This is a genomic window from Metabacillus rhizosphaerae (genome assembly GCF_037201795.1).
Taxonomy (GTDB): domain Bacteria; phylum Bacillota; class Bacilli; order Bacillales; family Bacillaceae; genus Metabacillus; species Metabacillus rhizosphaerae.
Genome location: NZ_CP147403.1, coordinates 35,659 through 50,418, shown reverse-complemented (window position 1 = coordinate 50,418; position 14,760 = coordinate 35,659). Strand labels below are relative to the sequence as shown.

Below are 14,760 nucleotides of genomic sequence, written 5' to 3'. Positions count from 1 at the left end.
AAAAATGTAAGCAGTCAACTGAATTGACCCACTTACATCTTTGCTCTTTAGCTACCCGTTTTACTTTTGGAATTATCGATCGCTTGAAGCTGTTTTACATCCTCTGGATGATCTTTTTCCTTACTATCTCCATGTACTAGATCATTTGTTGCTTTTTTAAATTCTTTTAAGGTTGATCCAAATGCTCGTCCTATTTCAGGAAGCTTTGAAGGGCCAAAAATAATTAATGCGATTACTAGGATGATGATTAGTCCGGGAATACCTATGTTTTGTAACATATGAAACCTCCAATAATTAGTAATAGTTCACTTAAAGGATGGCATGCTCTAAAGAGAATGCAACTGTCCTCATACCTCCAACCTTTTATAAGTCCCTACGATTCATGTTTCCAAACTCCTTTTGGTTTACTAATAAAGATCCCTCCTTAATATTTTGAGATGAGTATCAATTCTGTAAGTCCTATGTACAAGCTACCAATTGAATATTAACGAAATGTATTTGTTATGTTAATGTTTTATTAACCTGAGAAAAACAAGTAAAAAGCACCAGTCTTTAAGTAGGTTATACGTATTAACACGTCCCTTAAATACTAGTGCTTAACTTGATTTAGTTAGGTAATTAGTAGTGCTATGCTTTCTTTACTAATGGCAGCATGTCCTTTGGGAGGCAAGCCTCAACATTTATTTCTTCACCTGTTATTGGGTGAAGAAGAGAAACCTTTGCTGCATGGAGGGCTTGCCTGCTAATGATCCCTTGTTTTCCACCGTATAATACATCTCCAATAATCGGATAACCAATTGAGCTTAAATGTACACGAATTTGATGGGTTCTCCCTGTATCAAGCTGAAGTGATACAATCGATAAGTTAATAGCTGGTAAATATTGTTCTACTTGATAATGTGTCAACGCCGTTTGACCTTTTGGGGAAACTCTCCTCCGTGTAGCATGATGTCGGTCTCTTCCAATCGGTTGGTTAATTTCACCTTTTAAATGAGGTAATTTTCCTTCGACAAAAGCGATATATGTACGTTTAATCTTTCTTAGCTTTAGTGCTTGATCCATAAGGGAATTGGCTAAGTCATGTTTAGCAAAAATGATCGCACCAGACGTATCTTTATCTAGCCGGTGGATATGTCTTATCTTTATTTGAAGACCGTTCATTTGATAATAGGAGGCAATATGATTTGCTAAAGTTCCTTTTTGTCCAGGAACATTCGGATGCGTGTCAATCCCAGCATCTTTATTGACGATTAACAAATGATCATCTTCATATAGAACGTCAATAGGTCGATACTCAGGTATTACTCCGAAATCTTCATTCTTAAATATATGTAAATATAAGCGGTCACCAAGATAAAGTCTATGATTGACGTCTGCTTTGCTGTCATTTTTTTTTATAGCTGATTCATTATTCCATTTCTGGATAAGAGCTTTAGATACACCAAGTTCCTTTGAAAGGAAGTGAAATACTGTGTTAGGAGTCCATTTACTTGGAATTACAATTTCTAGCCATTCGCCTATTTGTTTCAAGCTGATCACCAATCCTTTAATGTACATACTGTGTGTTGCCATTCCTTTTTAAAAAGTATACAGAACTAATAATGGATGTACAATCTAGTTCCGGTAACACTTACCTCTGCAATGTCGAAATAGAGTGTGGTATGCTAACTATAGTTTAAAAAAAGTGTTTGATAGATGATTATCGATAGCATTGTTTTTTTTAAAAAGTTAACAAAGTTTAAATTCTGACGTCTAAAAAGGGTGATAGAGATGAAGGTTGTTGTTGCGTCAACAGAAGAACAAGAACGTCATATAGATGAGCTTGTTGAACAAATATATACAGAAGTATTTCCAAGATTTTTCCCAGATACTGAAATTAAAACTTTAAAAGGGCAGAAGGTGTTACAGCCCCAGGATTCAGATCAAATGTATAATGGTACATTGAAAGATGCCTTTCATATTATTTCTAGTCTCCAAGCTGTCATTGCCGTACTGGAACATATTAACGATTGCAAGCATGAACGGGAGTATCAAGAAATGTTTGAACGTAATTGCAATAATTTAAATGAATATGGATACTTTTTTCCATTATCATTTTCTCAATTTAAAGAGGCTGAGAGTCAGGACGGGGAATTCAGTGAGTTTATTAAACCTGCAAATAGCTTGATAATATAAATAGAAAACGCGGCCCTTTACTAGAAAGTAATGGAACCGCGTTTTTTTACTTATTGTAGAAATATCAGTAAAGATTAGCTTCAGATTTCAGATCGCAATCCAAGTATTTCTTTATTCAGCCTTCCAATCTGTTAACAGAGTCTGGAAAGCTTCCTTTGTATTAGACCCCTCACTACGAGCAACTTCTTTTCCATCTTTGTAATGGACAAGAGTTGGGGTAGCATTAATACGGTATTGATTCCAACCATCTTCATACTCTAATAAGTTAAATTGATTGATTTCAACACCAACCTCTTCAGCTACTGGCATTAGAACTGGTGTAGTAACCTGACAGTGTTCACAAGTAGGGCTAAAGAAATAGACAATCATATCTTCTTTATCCTCTAATTTTTGTTCTAACTCATCAGGGAGAATGATGTTTTGATAATTAGGATCATCTAATTGATCAATTGTTGCAGTATGTAAATCATCCTTTCCATATACATTGCCTTCTGCCTTTTCACTTTTTTGATAGGTTGTTACAAATGCTAAAGCTCCAAAGAGAACAATAATAATTGCACCAAAAATAAGAATTTTTTTCAACTTAACGACCTGCCTTTTTTAAAATTAGTATACTTGTAATGAAAATGATGATAAATGCTACAAGTGCCAAGAAAGGAATGGTAATAAATCCAAGCCAGTTTATGTATTCACCAGTGCAAGGAACGATACCACATGAAATTGATTTTTCTCCTAGAAAGTCAATCTTTTGGATGCTGTAATGGTAGATAGAAATACATCCGCCGATCGCTGATAGAATTAGTGAATAAAGAGCGATCGAAGCATCTTTTTTAAACACGCCAATTCCTAAAATGATAACTAACGGATACATAAATATTCGTTGATACCAACAAAGTTCACATGGTGTGTATTGTAATATTTCAGAAAAGTAGAGGCTTCCCAGTGTAGCAATAAAAGAAGCGATCCAGCCAATAGACAATAAATTTTCAACTCGCTTTTCATTCGAGCTCGACATGACATCCCCTCGCAATTACTTGTGTTTCTTTAAATTATAGTCGTTCCAGAATGGACTGTAAAATGGATAGATTGTGAATTTGCAGGAAATTATCGTTGAATTTACCTTATTCTTAATAATCGAACGAAATAGAACATGATTACTTTTTAATTTTTACTTAAATTTCACAAACTATCCATGATAAAAACTTCTATAAATAAAGTTCAAACAACTGCCCATACTATGATTCGAAAGGGGTGGATCATCTTGAATACAATTCAAGAATGTATGACAACTAACGTAGCAACAGTATCTTCTAATCAAACGATTAAGGAAGCTGCAGAAATCATGAGTCAAGATAATGTTGGTTCGATTCCAGTTGTAGATAATGGTCAGCTTAAAGGAATTATTACTGACCGTGATATTACGACTCGTTCAACTGCGCAAGGTGGCGATATTAATACACCTATTTCACAAGTCATGTCGACAAACCTTGTCTCAGGACATACATCAATGTCCGCAGAGGAAGCAGCTAAGGTAATGGCACAGCATCAAATTCGCCGCTTACCGATCGTTGAAAACAATCAGCTAGTAGGAATCGTCGCGCTTGGTGACTTAGCAACTAACCAAATGTCAGACCAAGCAGCAGGAGTAGCATTAACAAACATTTCTGAACCAAATAAAACAACCTAAGCAAAGGAGGGGTAGGCACTTGTGTCTGCCTCTTTTTCATGGCCTCATAACACTAATAATACATACTCTACGCACAAAGGATTTGAAGAATGAAAAAGTTATCCAATTTTTGTATAATACTTAAGAGGTGATGAAATCTATGATAAAAGCAATTATTTTTGATTTTGATGGGTTGATTTTAGATACAGAAACACATGAATATGAAATACTATGTGAAATTTTTGCAGAACATAAATGTGAATTACCTTTAAGTATTTGGGGGAAATTGATTGGTACAAAATCAGATTTTAGTCCTTTTACTTATCTTGAAGAACAAGCTAAAAAAGCACTTGATCATAATGAATTGTCAAACCTACAAAAGGAGCGATTTTCGCAAAGAATTGCTCAAGAAAAGGCAAGACCAGGTGTTAATGACTATTTAGAAGCAGCCCAAACACTGGGTTTGAAAATAGGGCTTGCTTCTAGCTCGAATTACGAATGGGTGTCATCTCATTTAAAAAGGCTGAATTTATTAGATCGTTTTGAATGTATTCGGACTTCTGATCATGTTGAGGTAGTCAAACCGGACCCTGCATTATATTTAGAAGCAGCGAAATGTCTTCGGGTTAAACCTGAGGAATGCATTGCTTTTGAAGACTCAGCAAATGGTGCGTTAGCAGCCAAGCGAGCTGGGATGAAATGTGTAACTGTACCAAACACTGTTACAAGAGATTTAGATTTTTGCAAAGTAGATCACAGCTTAGAATCAATGGCAAATATGGAACTTAAGGAATTGATCTCGTTTTTAGAAAAGCAATAAAGGGTAATATATCATTGAGATATTTATTTCAAAGGAGCTACCATCATGTCAGAAGAGCTAGATTTATCTAAATTTGAGAAAAAAATGATTATCCGTAATATTGAAGAGAGTGATATTGATGAACTTTTAAAGCTTCAAAACAAATGTTTTCCAGGTATGACACCTTGGAAGAGAGAACACCTTGAAAGTCATATAGAGCATTTTCAAGATGGTCAGTTTTGTGCGGAATTAGAAGGGAAAATCATTGGTTCATGCTCTAGTTTGTTAATTAACTTTGATGAATACGATGATCGTCATACATGGGATGATATTACCGATAATGGTTATATTACAAACCATAATCCAGATGGATACAATATGTATGGAATTGAAGTGATGGTACATCCCAACTACCGTCGCATGAAAATTGGGCACCGTTTATATGAAGCTCGGAAGGACTTAGCTAGAAGATTAAACCTAAAAAGTATAATCATTGGTGGACGGATCCCTAATTATTACAAATATGCAGATGAATTAACACCTAGAGAATATGTGCAGCAAGTGACATTACATAAAATATATGATCCAGTTCTCTCTTTTCAGCTATTAAATGAATTTACATTAATGAGAATAAATCCAAATTATTTATCCGATGATTTGGCTTCATATAAATATGCGACACTGATGGAGTGGAATAATGTCGATTATCAGCCAAACACAAAGAGATTTTACAAAACATCCCATCCAGTCCGTATTTGTGTTGTGCAATATATGATGAAACAAATTAACTCATTTGATGAATTTGCTAAGCAGGTTGAATATTATACAGATGTTGCTTCAGATGCAGGTTCTGATTTTGCAGTGTTTCCAGAAATTTTCACTACTCAACTAATGTCATTTCTCGATGAAAAGGTGCCAAGTAAAGCAATTCAGAAGTTAACTGAGTATACGGAAGACTATATTGAATTATTTACTGAGTTAGCAGTCAGATATAACGTAAATATTATTGGCGGATCACATGTTGTCGAGGAAGAAGGACGGATTTATAATATTGCTTACTTATTTAGACGAGATGGTACAATTGAAAAGCAATATAAACTTCATATTACCCCAAATGAGAGAAAATGGTGGGGAATTAGCCGTGGTAAAAAAGTAAATGTATTTGATACAGACTGTGGAAAAATAGCGATTCAAATTTGTTATGATATTGAGTTTCCTGAGCTTGCGAGGATTGCGACTGATATGGGAGCTAGAATCATTTTTACTCCATTCTGTACAGAGGACCGTCAAGGCTACTTAAGAGTTCGTTATTGTTCACAGGCCCGTGCAGTGGAAAATCAAATTTACACTGTTATTGCGGGAACTGTAGGCAATCTGCCACAAACAGAAAATATGGATATTCAATACGCGCAATCTGCCATTTTTGCCCCATCTGATTTTGAATTTGCCCGAGATGGGATTGTTGTGGAATGTAATTCGAATATTGAAATGGTGGCCATTGGTGATGTAGATTTAGAAATCTTAAGACGCAAACGACAATCTGGTACCGTTAATCAATTAAAGGATCGAAGAAATGATATTTACTCAATTAATTATAAAAAGAATAATTAATGAAATTGTAAACTGACTCATGATTGGGTCAGTTTTTTTGTCGTTAGCAGAATTTTTAAGTTTTTGTTCTGTGAATTAGGTGCACGAAATACCTTTCCAGCGCTTTTGTTCTGAAGCTATCCCAAGAGTGAAAAAAATCTTAAATAAAAATCAAGAAGCAGTAGTCGTTTTTTGTCGATGAATTAATATGTTAAGAAAGTAAAAACTAAAGAGTATTCTACTTAGCAATATTCAGTTACTTTTACAAAATTGTTCTAAAATAACTTCTTAATACAATCTCCCTAAAAGGTAGTCGATAACTGCAGATTTTGTAGAAATTCAATTATGTTGAAATTCCTAGAATATGCTAAAATAGGAATGTTATTTCGATAGAATACTATGATAAAACAAATCCAGGAGGTAAAGATGAGCTGGGAACAGAACTATCAACGTTGGAACAATAAACAAGATTTAGATCAAGAATTACAAACTCTATTAACTGAAATTAAAGGCAATGAAAAAGTGTTAGAAGATTGCTTTTACAAGGATTTAGAATTTGGAACGGGTGGTATGCGCGGAGAAATTGGACCGGGTACAAACCGTATGAATTTATACACAGTTCGTAAAGCATCTGAGGGCTTGGCATCTTACATAGATTCTTTTGGTGAGGAAGCAAAAAAGCGTGGTGTAGCTATTGCTTATGATTCTCGTCATAAGTCGCCAGAATTCGCAATGGAAGCTGCAAAGACGCTGGCTTCTCATGGGATTCAAACATACGTATTTGAAGAGTTACGTCCGACTCCAGAATTATCATTTGCTGTACGCTACCTAAATGCATTTTCAGGGATTGTTGTTACAGCAAGTCATAATCCTCCAGAGTATAATGGCTATAAAGTATATGGTAATGATGGTGGACAGTTGCCGCCAGCAGCTGCTGATACAGTGATCTCCTATGTAAATAAAGTAGAGGATGAATTATTAGTAGAAGTAAAGGATGAGGCTGAATTAAAAGAGCAAGGTCTTATCAAAATGATTGGTGAAGAAATTGATGAAGCTTATACAGAGAAACTAACAACAATCTCTGTTAATCCTACTCTTTCAAAAGAGGTAGAAGTAAAAGTAGTGTTCACTCCATTACATGGAACAGCAAATAAACCTGTTCGTCGCGGATTACAAGCACTTGGCTATGAAAATGTAACCGTTGTAAAGGAGCAAGAACTACCAGATCCAAATTTCTCAACAGTTAAATCACCTAATCCAGAAGAGCATGATGCCTTCACTCTTGCAATTCGTGACGGTGAGGCAATTGATGCAGATCTGCTTATCGGTACAGATCCAGATGCAGACAGACTTGGTGTAGCGGTAAAAGATAATGAAGGTCAATATGTTGTCCTAACTGGTAACCAAACAGGAGCACTTCTTCTTCATTACTTACTTTCAGAGAAGAAAGTAAATGGATCACTACCAAGCAATGGCGTTGTGTTAAAAACAATTGTAACCTCTGAAATTGGCCGTGATATTGCAAAATCATTCGGCTTAGATACTATAGATACGTTAACAGGATTTAAATTTATTGGTGAGAAAATTAACGAGTATGAAAGAACTGGACAATATCAATTCCAGTTTGGCTATGAAGAAAGCTATGGCTATTTAATTGGCGATTTTGCTCGTGATAAAGATGCAATCCAAGCTGCATTATTAGCAGTTGAAGTGAGTGCCTTTTATAAAAAGAAAGGGCTAACTTTGTATCAAGGCTTGCTTGAAATCTTTAAAGAGTATGGCTATTACAAGGAAGGTTTGCAATCTCTTACATTAAAAGGAAAAGAAGGTGCAGAACAAATCCAAAGCATTCTTCATTCCTTTAGAACAAATCCTCCAACTGAAGTGGCTGGTAAAAAAATTACAACAATTGAGGATTATAAAACAAGTGAACGCCAAAACGTATTAGTTGGCACTACAGAAAAAATCGACCTTCCTGGTTCAAATGTTTTAAAATATATTCTAGAAGATAACTCTTGGTTCTGTGTTAGACCATCAGGAACAGAGCCAAAAGCAAAATTTTACTTTGGGGTTAAGAGTGAAACTCTTGAACAAAGTGAACAACAACTAGCAGCACTTGAAGCTGGTGTAATGGAAAAGGTTAATGAATTAATTGCTGCACTTAGCAAGTAAAATGATTGAAGCGGACAATAGCTGTTGTCCGCTTTCTTACAATACTTAGGGGGGCTTTAATATGAATCCAATCTTAAATAAAGTTGGAACGATCTTTATCCCAGTGAGTAATCTTGAAAAGGCACGTGATTGGTATTGTGAAATTGTAGGTTTACCTAAGGATGGAGAAATTCTATTCGAGCATTTATATGTGCTACCAATGGATGGAACAAATATTGTATTAGATAGTAAAATATTTTCAAAGGATGCAGTCTATAAAGTACCTGCATTTCATTTTAATACGAATAACATAAAGGAAGCCTACACCTATATGAAAATGAAGAATGTAGACCTACTAACTGACATAGAATCCAATCATTGGTTTAATTTCAAGGATCCTGACGGAAATATTTTAATGGTATGTCAATGTTGAATTGTTATCTTCATAAATCCTGTTTATTATATATTTTTAAAGAAGTGTAGAAGGAAGTAATCGTAATTAGTAGAGCTACCACAATTAGAATCCCCGCAATCATCCATTGATTCTGACCAATAAAAGTTAAGAAATCCTTAACCGAGGGGAACTTTGGATTCCCAGCTGTATTTAAAGTGATTTGGAGACCCATTAAAATACTAAGTAGGACAATTGCGGTTAGGGCTGATGCTACTTTATAGCCTATTGCGTACATAAGTGGATAAAAGATAGAAAGCAATATATAAGTGATTGTTAATGAGATTACATATTCCTCCAGGAACATCATTCGTGATGGAAATGGTGCGAGCATGTGGAATAACAAAACATAAAGTGTGACAAATATCGCAGCAAATGCGTACCAAATAAGGCCAGTAACATATTTCCCTAAAACAACCTGTCTCCTTGTAACCGGTAAGCTATTAATGAAGATTGATTGCTTTTCTTCTGAGGTTGTCGTGTTGAAGTTAGAATAAAGAACCATGTTAAAAGCTAAAAATGCCATTAATAATACGTGTTTAAATGGTGTTCCATCTGTGAAAAAATTTGTTAGCGGTATAAACCAGATTAAACAAAGCAGATATACTTTTTTTGGCTGAGTTAGTAAATCCTTTTTAATAAGTGCTTGCATGTTTATTCCCCCTAACTGTGTAATACATAATATCCTCTAATGTTGGCTTTTCATGGATAAGATCATCGTGTTTCATTTGATATTGTCGTGCAAGAAGACCTTCAAATCCGACTGCTGTTTCTTTTAACCCAATTATTTTCGAGGAATCAATGTACTCTAATGCTTTTTTATGCCCTTTTACAAGGACATAAAGATCAAGAATAACTTCTTTTTCATCACTGAAAACTAGTTCTCCATTATTGATAAAGGCTATATAATCAGCAACTTGTTCTAAATCCTTTGTCATATGTGTTGAAAAGAAGATTGCTTTTTGCTCATCTTGAACGATATCGAGTAAAATATCGAGGAATTCTCTTCGGAAAACAGGGTCAAGACCTGAAGTTGGTTCATCCATAATAATGAGTACTGGATGATGGGAAAGGGCAATGGCTAGTGAAAACTTCATTTTCATCCCTTTTGACAAATCCTTAATTCTTTTATGCTTTGGGAGCTGAAATCTTTCTAAATATGAGTAAAAGCTTCTTTCATCCCATTTTTCATAGAACATGCTGACAATTCGTTTGTTTTGTTCTATTGAAAGATCCTCGTAAAAATAATTCTCATCGTAAACAAATCCGATTTTCTGCTTGATTTCATTTGTTGCTTCAAGATGGGTCTTCCCAAACAACTTAATTTCTCCAGAATCAATATGCATTAAATTCATCAAACAACGAATTAAAGATGTCTTACCTGCACCATTAGGTCCGATTAAACCTGTAATAAAACCTCTCTTTATGTCCAAATTAATATTATTCAACTTAAAGTTCTGTCTGTTTTTCATTAGATTTCGTATTTCAACGATGTTTTCCATTTATCTCACTCCTCATATAGCAGTTTCAATATGTTCATTAACTCTTCCAAACCAATATTAAATGCTTTGCTATCATTGATGACTTTTGATAATTGATCCTCAATTACCTTTAGCTGCCTTTCCTTTAAAAGCTCCTTATTTTGTGCAGTCACAAATGAACCTTTTCCAGGGAATGTTTCGATGAATCCTTCACGTTCTAGCTCTTCATATGCTTTTTTTGTAGTAATCACACTAATTTGTAAGTCTTTAGCTAGCTTACGTATTGAGGGTAAACTTTCTTTTTCGCTAAGTTCCCCAAGTAAGATTTGTTCCTTAATTTGATTTTTGATCTGTAAATAAATTGGTTGGTCATTTGAATTAGCGATAATTATGTTCAATGTCTCACCTCCGTGTTCATACTGTTCATATATAATATACACAGTATGAACAGTTGTGTCAATAAAAGTAAAATAACAAAAACTCCTTCAAAAGTCTTAGTGGAAATTCATACTGATAGCGAAGGTTTTCAGTTGTAAGAAGTTGTTATAATAGGTATTAAGAAACCATTGGGGCTGGGAGAGGCTTTTAATGAATGATAATCGAGTACACGAGTTAACTACGTTAAAAATAATTGCAGAAAAATTAAATGAAGCAACAGATGTAGAGGATATGTTAAAGGAAGTATTGAAGGAATTACTTCAATTGATAGAACTAGATACAGGATGGATTTTCTTAATTAATAAGCAGGGTGAGTATGAATTAGCTGCTGATTATTCCTTACCAGAAGGTTTAACTTGGAATCGGAAAAAGCCAATGTGCCAAGGTGGATGCTGGTGTATTGATCGTTATAAAGATGGACGTTTGAAAAAGGCTGCTAATATTATTTCATGTAAAAGAATTGAAGAAGTGATCGAGCATAACTGGGGAGAAACAAGAGGCATTACTCATCATGCAACAGTACCATTACGAGCTGGAGATGAAAAGTTTGGTTTACTAAATGTTGCAGCTCCAAATAAAACGCATTTCTCCAATGAAGAGCTCGCTTTATTAGAATCTGTTGCTTTTCAAATTGGAACAGCGATAAAGCGAATTGAGCTTGTGAAAAAAGAAAGAAGACATGCATTAATTGAAGAAAGAAATAGGCTTGCTCAAGATTTACATGATTCAGTTAATCAGCTGTTGTTTTCAATTATGTTGACTGCGCGAGGCACGAAAGAATTGACTGATCAGCATGATATTAAGGAAATGCTCACCTATATGCAAGAGCTTTCACAGGAAGCATTAACAGAGATGAAGGCACTTATTTGGCAGTTACGGCCAAAGGGTTTAGAAAATGGAATCGCTGCAGCACTGTTAAACTATGCTACTGTATTAGGATTAAAGATAGAATCGGAAATTTCTGGTGTTAATACATTGCCTTGCCATATTGAAGAGGAGCTTTGGCGATTTGGTCAAGAAGCATTAAATAATTGCAAAAAACATGCCGGTACAAATGAGGTTTTCCTTTCAATTACGCGTTCAAAGCAAATTGTGAAAATGATTGTTAGTGACCAAGGGATTGGCTTTCATTATGATGAGCAGGCTGTGATTCCATCTTTAGGTCTCAAAGGAATGAAAGAGCGTGTCATGAGATTAAATGGCAGCTTTAACATAAGTAGTACTCCTAGTAAGGGTACCAAGATTGAAATTATGATTCCATTGCAAAAAGGAGGTTAATACATGGCAAAAATAAAAGTATTAATAGCAGATGATCATCATGTTGTGCGAAGGGGTTTGCTATTTTTCCTCAAAACACAAAGAGATATTGAAGTGATTGGCGAGGCGAAAAATGGAAAAGAAGCAGTAGAATTAGTTACTGAGCTAAAGCCAGATGTTGTTTTGATGGATTTGTCTATGCCAGAAATGGACGGTGTGATGGCAACTAAAGCAATTCGAGAAATGAATGAAACAGTAAAAATTATTATATTAACGAGTTATGCAGATCAGGATCATGTTATCCCTGCCATTCGTGCAGGTGCTTCTGGCTACCAACTCAAAGATATCGAGCCAGATGAGTTAGTTGAAACAATCCGGGATGTATTGAAGGGTGAGAGTAAGCTTCACCCAAAGGTTACCTCACATGTAATGACTCATTTAACATTGGGTGCGAATCAGAAGACATCTAAAATAAGTGATTTGACAAAGCGGGAAAAAGAAGTTTTAAACGAGCTAGCTAAGGGGAAGAGCAATAAAGAAATTGCTTCGTCATTATTTATAACTGAAAAAACGGTGAAAACTCATGTTTCTAATATCCTTGCAAAGCTGCAGCTTTCTGACCGAACACAGGCTGCATTATATGCAGTGAAAAATGGGTATATAGAGAAAGAATAGTCAGGAGTAGATAAAATTGAAAATGTTAGTTGTTAATGGAAGTCCAAGAAAAACAGGTAGAACAAGATTAGCCGCATCATTTATTGCAAAGACATATGATACAGAATACTTTGATTTAAGTGAAAAAGAAGTACCATTATTTAATGGAGAAGAAGAACAGAAACAGTTGCAAGTAGTTATAGATTTAAAGCAGGTAGTATCAACTGCAGATGCTATTATTTTATTATCACCTGAATATCACAGTGGTATGAGTGGTGCATTAAAAAATGCGTTGGACTTTTTAAGTAGTGAACAGTTCGCACATAAGCCGGTAGGATTAATTGCTGTTGCTGGTGGAGGTAAAGGTGGAATAAATGCCTTGAATAATATGAGAACGGTTATGCGTGGGGTTTACGCGAATGCAATTCCAAAGCAATTAGTACTTGATCCGATTTGCTTTGATTATGACAAGAATGAAATAAAAACAGAGACTGCATTGCTTGTTAAACAATTAATCGATGAACTAACAGTTTTTACCAATGCATTCAAAGGATTAAATAAATAAGAAAGAGGCTGACATTAGGTAGTATGACAAATACTAACTATGTGACAGCCTCTTTTTTTATCTTTTATCCTGTGTATAAGCGCTTTGACATCCAGTTTCAGCGCAAAAGTAGAAGTGAACTTCACATTCTTCCGCTTTTATTTACATCTGATGTGCATATTCCATTTCTGGATATTCAACAGCATGATCAATATATCTGAGTAATGAATATAACTGTTTCTCGACTTCTTTGTAGTCATGTTCAAAGTTATATGCATGTAAAAACTGTTCTATTTTCTTTGACAAGAAATCGTCCTTAGTGCGGACCATTAGTATGAGCAAGTTATCCCACTGTGAACGATGAGTGTAATACAATGCTTTATCATAATCAACACTGTTCATTCAATCCCTCCTTCTTAAGGAGATATGATTATTGTGTGTCTCCTGAGCATTTTCTTACTGTGTAAAACTTGGTGTTGTTGCTATATAAGGTATGGAAGTGATTACCCTAATAAAAAAACAATGTGTTGGAAAGATAAAAAACAAAAAGGATGTTAAACAATTAATGATTAAAAGGATTTTCACATTATTTCTCGTTTTCTTTTTATGGATAAGCCATGCTCATGCCTCAACAACTGAAATGTATACATATGATCGAATGAAGGATCAAATAAACTCATTAGCTAAAACATATCAGTTGGAATTGAAAACAATTGGTCAATCTGAATTTGGAAGAGACCTTTTAGCTGTTAAGGTTGGGAAGGGCTCGAACTCGATTTTGATAACTGGAAGTCATCATGGACGGGAATGGCTTACAACACATGTCATCATGAACATGATTGAACAATATGCATCTGCATATGAGGAAAACCAATCTTTATATGGTCATAATCTAAATATATTGGATCAAATCTCAATTTGGTTTGTCCCTATGGTTAATCCAGATGGTGTGACGATACAGCAAGAAGGGATAAAAGAGTTACCACTTTTGTTACAAGATATATACATAGATATGAATAAAGGAAATGAGGACTTTTCTAGATGGAAAGCAAATGGCTTAGGTGTTGATCTAAACCGACAGTATCCAGCAGGGTGGGAAAGAATTGAAGGAAGCCAACGATATGCAGCCTTTTCGCATTATAAAGGTCAAAAGCCTTTAGAGGCGAAGGAAACATTGGCTCTTTCATCCTTTACTGAACAAGTTCGTCCCTTAGCATCTGCTTCGTACCATACTTCTGGTCGATTGATTTATTGGTATTATTTTAATGAAATTGAGCATTTGCAACGCGATCATGACCTAATTGAACAGGTTGCAAATAAGACGGGATATGAAATATCATATCCACCTGCAAATGCAATTGGTGGAGGTTATACGGATTGGTTTATTCAAACTTATAAAAAACCAGCATTAACAATTGAACTAAGCTTTCCAGTAGAAGAAACAAACCCACCTCTTTCTGTTCTGGAGGAAGAGTGGCAACGAAATAAGGAAATTGGACTTATTATGGCCAAATATGCAGAGAGTGAAGTTTTGAGATGATACAACGATGATGA

18 protein-coding genes are annotated in these 14,760 nt (G+C 35.0%); 10 read left to right on the top strand and 8 right to left on the bottom strand.

Translation table 11 applies throughout. The features are described 5' to 3' along the window. Nucleotides 1-47 precede the first annotated feature (47 nt). Nucleotides 48-278 (bottom strand): twin-arginine translocase TatA/TatE family subunit, encoded by a 231-nt coding sequence (gene tatA, locus WCV66_RS00290; RefSeq protein ID WP_066337223.1) that lies wholly within the window; start codon nucleotides 276-278, stop codon nucleotides 48-50. A gap of 349 nt (nucleotides 279-627) precedes the next feature. Next, nucleotides 628-1,536: an RluA family pseudouridine synthase gene (locus WCV66_RS00285; RefSeq protein ID WP_338789570.1), complete on the bottom strand. Its 909-nt coding sequence runs from the start codon at nucleotides 1,534-1,536 to the stop codon at nucleotides 628-630. Between the two features lie 234 nt (nucleotides 1,537-1,770). On the opposite strand from WCV66_RS00285, the gene WCV66_RS00280 reads away from it, so the two are divergent. After that, nucleotides 1,771-2,175, top strand: a complete 405-nt coding sequence (locus WCV66_RS00280) for a DUF5365 family protein (protein WP_066337219.1) — start codon at nucleotides 1,771-1,773, stop codon at nucleotides 2,173-2,175. Between the two features lie 111 nt (nucleotides 2,176-2,286). Here WCV66_RS00280 and WCV66_RS00275 read toward each other — a convergent pair whose 3' ends face one another. Together WCV66_RS00275 and WCV66_RS00270 are read right to left on the bottom strand one after the other, a co-directional pair. Then, on the bottom strand, nucleotides 2,287-2,757 hold the full coding sequence (locus WCV66_RS00275; protein ID WP_338787570.1) for a thioredoxin family protein: 471 nt from the start codon (nucleotides 2,755-2,757) through the stop codon (nucleotides 2,287-2,289). A 1-nt stretch (nucleotide 2,758) separates the two neighbouring features. After that, complete coding sequence (locus WCV66_RS00270) at nucleotides 2,759-3,190, bottom strand: disulfide oxidoreductase (protein ID WP_338787569.1); 432 nt, start codon at nucleotides 3,188-3,190, stop codon at nucleotides 2,759-2,761. 246 nt (nucleotides 3,191-3,436) lie between these two features. Between WCV66_RS00270 and WCV66_RS00265 the strand changes: the two genes are divergently transcribed. The 5 genes from WCV66_RS00265 to WCV66_RS00245 all read left to right on the top strand — a co-directional run bounded on the left by WCV66_RS00265 (nucleotide 3,437) and on the right by WCV66_RS00245 (nucleotide 8,814). Beyond that, entirely contained in the window at nucleotides 3,437-3,862 is a 426-nt protein-coding gene (locus WCV66_RS00265; protein WP_066337210.1) for a CBS domain-containing protein, read from the top strand. Between the two features lie 139 nt (nucleotides 3,863-4,001). Further along, the gene (locus tag WCV66_RS00260; protein WP_338787568.1) at nucleotides 4,002-4,661 is read left to right on the top strand and encodes an HAD family hydrolase; all 660 of its coding nucleotides are present in this window, start codon (nucleotides 4,002-4,004) and stop codon (nucleotides 4,659-4,661) included. A gap of 45 nt (nucleotides 4,662-4,706) precedes the next feature. Beyond that, entirely contained in the window at nucleotides 4,707-6,251 is a 1,545-nt protein-coding gene (locus WCV66_RS00255) for a bifunctional GNAT family N-acetyltransferase/carbon-nitrogen hydrolase family protein (RefSeq protein ID WP_338787567.1), read from the top strand. Nucleotides 6,252-6,656: 405 nt separating this feature from the next. Then, nucleotides 6,657-8,402 (top strand): phospho-sugar mutase, encoded by a 1,746-nt coding sequence (locus tag WCV66_RS00250; protein WP_338787566.1) that lies wholly within the window; start codon nucleotides 6,657-6,659, stop codon nucleotides 8,400-8,402. Nucleotides 8,403-8,463: 61 nt separating this feature from the next. After that, on the top strand, nucleotides 8,464-8,814 hold the full coding sequence (locus WCV66_RS00245) for a VOC family protein (RefSeq protein WP_338787565.1): 351 nt from the start codon (nucleotides 8,464-8,466) through the stop codon (nucleotides 8,812-8,814). Nucleotides 8,815-8,824: 10 nt separating this feature from the next. Here WCV66_RS00245 and WCV66_RS00240 read toward each other — a convergent pair whose 3' ends face one another. Genes WCV66_RS00240 through WCV66_RS00230 form a run of 3 tightly spaced genes read right to left on the bottom strand, consistent with a single transcriptional unit; the run spans nucleotide 8,825 to nucleotide 10,711 of the window. After that, a complete protein-coding gene (locus WCV66_RS00240; RefSeq protein ID WP_338787564.1) occupies nucleotides 8,825-9,484 on the bottom strand; it encodes an ABC-2 transporter permease in 660 nt (219 codons plus the stop codon). Next, nucleotides 9,468-10,325, bottom strand: coding sequence for an ABC transporter ATP-binding protein (locus tag WCV66_RS00235; protein WP_338789569.1), 858 nt, complete (start codon nucleotides 10,323-10,325; stop codon nucleotides 9,468-9,470). Before WCV66_RS00235 ends, WCV66_RS00240 begins: the two co-directional genes overlap by 17 nt. A gap of 14 nt (nucleotides 10,326-10,339) precedes the next feature. Continuing rightward, on the bottom strand, nucleotides 10,340-10,711 hold the full coding sequence (locus WCV66_RS00230; RefSeq protein WP_338787563.1) for a GntR family transcriptional regulator: 372 nt from the start codon (nucleotides 10,709-10,711) through the stop codon (nucleotides 10,340-10,342). 190 nt (nucleotides 10,712-10,901) lie between these two features. Between WCV66_RS00230 and WCV66_RS00225 the strand changes: the two genes are divergently transcribed. Genes WCV66_RS00225 through WCV66_RS00215 form a run of 3 tightly spaced genes read left to right on the top strand, consistent with a single transcriptional unit; the run spans nucleotide 10,902 to nucleotide 13,227 of the window. Beyond that, nucleotides 10,902-12,029, top strand: coding sequence for a GAF domain-containing sensor histidine kinase (locus WCV66_RS00225; protein ID WP_338787562.1), 1,128 nt, complete (start codon nucleotides 10,902-10,904; stop codon nucleotides 12,027-12,029). 3 nt (nucleotides 12,030-12,032) lie between these two features. Continuing rightward, on the top strand, nucleotides 12,033-12,683 hold the full coding sequence (locus WCV66_RS00220; RefSeq protein WP_066337186.1) for a response regulator: 651 nt from the start codon (nucleotides 12,033-12,035) through the stop codon (nucleotides 12,681-12,683). A gap of 16 nt (nucleotides 12,684-12,699) precedes the next feature. Then, nucleotides 12,700-13,227 (top strand): NADPH-dependent FMN reductase, encoded by a 528-nt coding sequence (locus tag WCV66_RS00215; RefSeq protein WP_338787560.1) that lies wholly within the window; start codon nucleotides 12,700-12,702, stop codon nucleotides 13,225-13,227. A gap of 141 nt (nucleotides 13,228-13,368) precedes the next feature. On the opposite strand, the gene WCV66_RS00210 is transcribed toward WCV66_RS00215, so the two are convergent. Beyond that, nucleotides 13,369-13,608: a YhdB family protein gene (locus tag WCV66_RS00210; protein ID WP_066337175.1), complete on the bottom strand. Its 240-nt coding sequence runs from the start codon at nucleotides 13,606-13,608 to the stop codon at nucleotides 13,369-13,371. Between the two features lie 163 nt (nucleotides 13,609-13,771). On the opposite strand from WCV66_RS00210, the gene WCV66_RS00205 reads away from it, so the two are divergent. After that, a complete protein-coding gene (locus WCV66_RS00205) occupies nucleotides 13,772-14,746 on the top strand; it encodes a M14 family zinc carboxypeptidase (protein ID WP_338787559.1) in 975 nt (324 codons plus the stop codon). Nucleotides 14,747-14,760: the final 14 nt, after the last annotated feature.

Bases quoted from the DNA above. Each gene is read 5' to 3' on its own strand.
- tatA (WP_066337223.1), bottom strand. From the start codon at position 278: ATGTTACAAAACATAGGTATTCCCGGACTAATCATCATCCTAGTAATC.
- WCV66_RS00255 (WP_338787567.1), top strand. From the start codon at position 4,707: ATGTCAGAAGAGCTAGATTTATCTAAATTTGAGAAAAAAATGATTATC.
- WCV66_RS00210 (WP_066337175.1), bottom strand. From the start codon at position 13,608: ATGAACAGTGTTGATTATGATAAAGCATTGTATTACACTCATCGTTCA.
- WCV66_RS00280 (WP_066337219.1), top strand. From the start codon at position 1,771: ATGAAGGTTGTTGTTGCGTCAACAGAAGAACAAGAACGTCATATAGAT.
- WCV66_RS00220 (WP_066337186.1), top strand. From the start codon at position 12,033: ATGGCAAAAATAAAAGTATTAATAGCAGATGATCATCATGTTGTGCGA.
- WCV66_RS00270 (WP_338787569.1), bottom strand. From the start codon at position 3,190: ATGTCGAGCTCGAATGAAAAGCGAGTTGAAAATTTATTGTCTATTGGC.
- WCV66_RS00225 (WP_338787562.1), top strand. From the start codon at position 10,902: ATGAATGATAATCGAGTACACGAGTTAACTACGTTAAAAATAATTGCA.
- WCV66_RS00250 (WP_338787566.1), top strand. From the start codon at position 6,657: ATGAGCTGGGAACAGAACTATCAACGTTGGAACAATAAACAAGATTTA.
- WCV66_RS00260 (WP_338787568.1), top strand. From the start codon at position 4,002: ATGATAAAAGCAATTATTTTTGATTTTGATGGGTTGATTTTAGATACA.
- WCV66_RS00205 (WP_338787559.1), top strand. From the start codon at position 13,772: ATGATTAAAAGGATTTTCACATTATTTCTCGTTTTCTTTTTATGGATA.
- WCV66_RS00245 (WP_338787565.1), top strand. From the start codon at position 8,464: ATGAATCCAATCTTAAATAAAGTTGGAACGATCTTTATCCCAGTGAGT.
- WCV66_RS00240 (WP_338787564.1), bottom strand. From the start codon at position 9,484: ATGCAAGCACTTATTAAAAAGGATTTACTAACTCAGCCAAAAAAAGTA.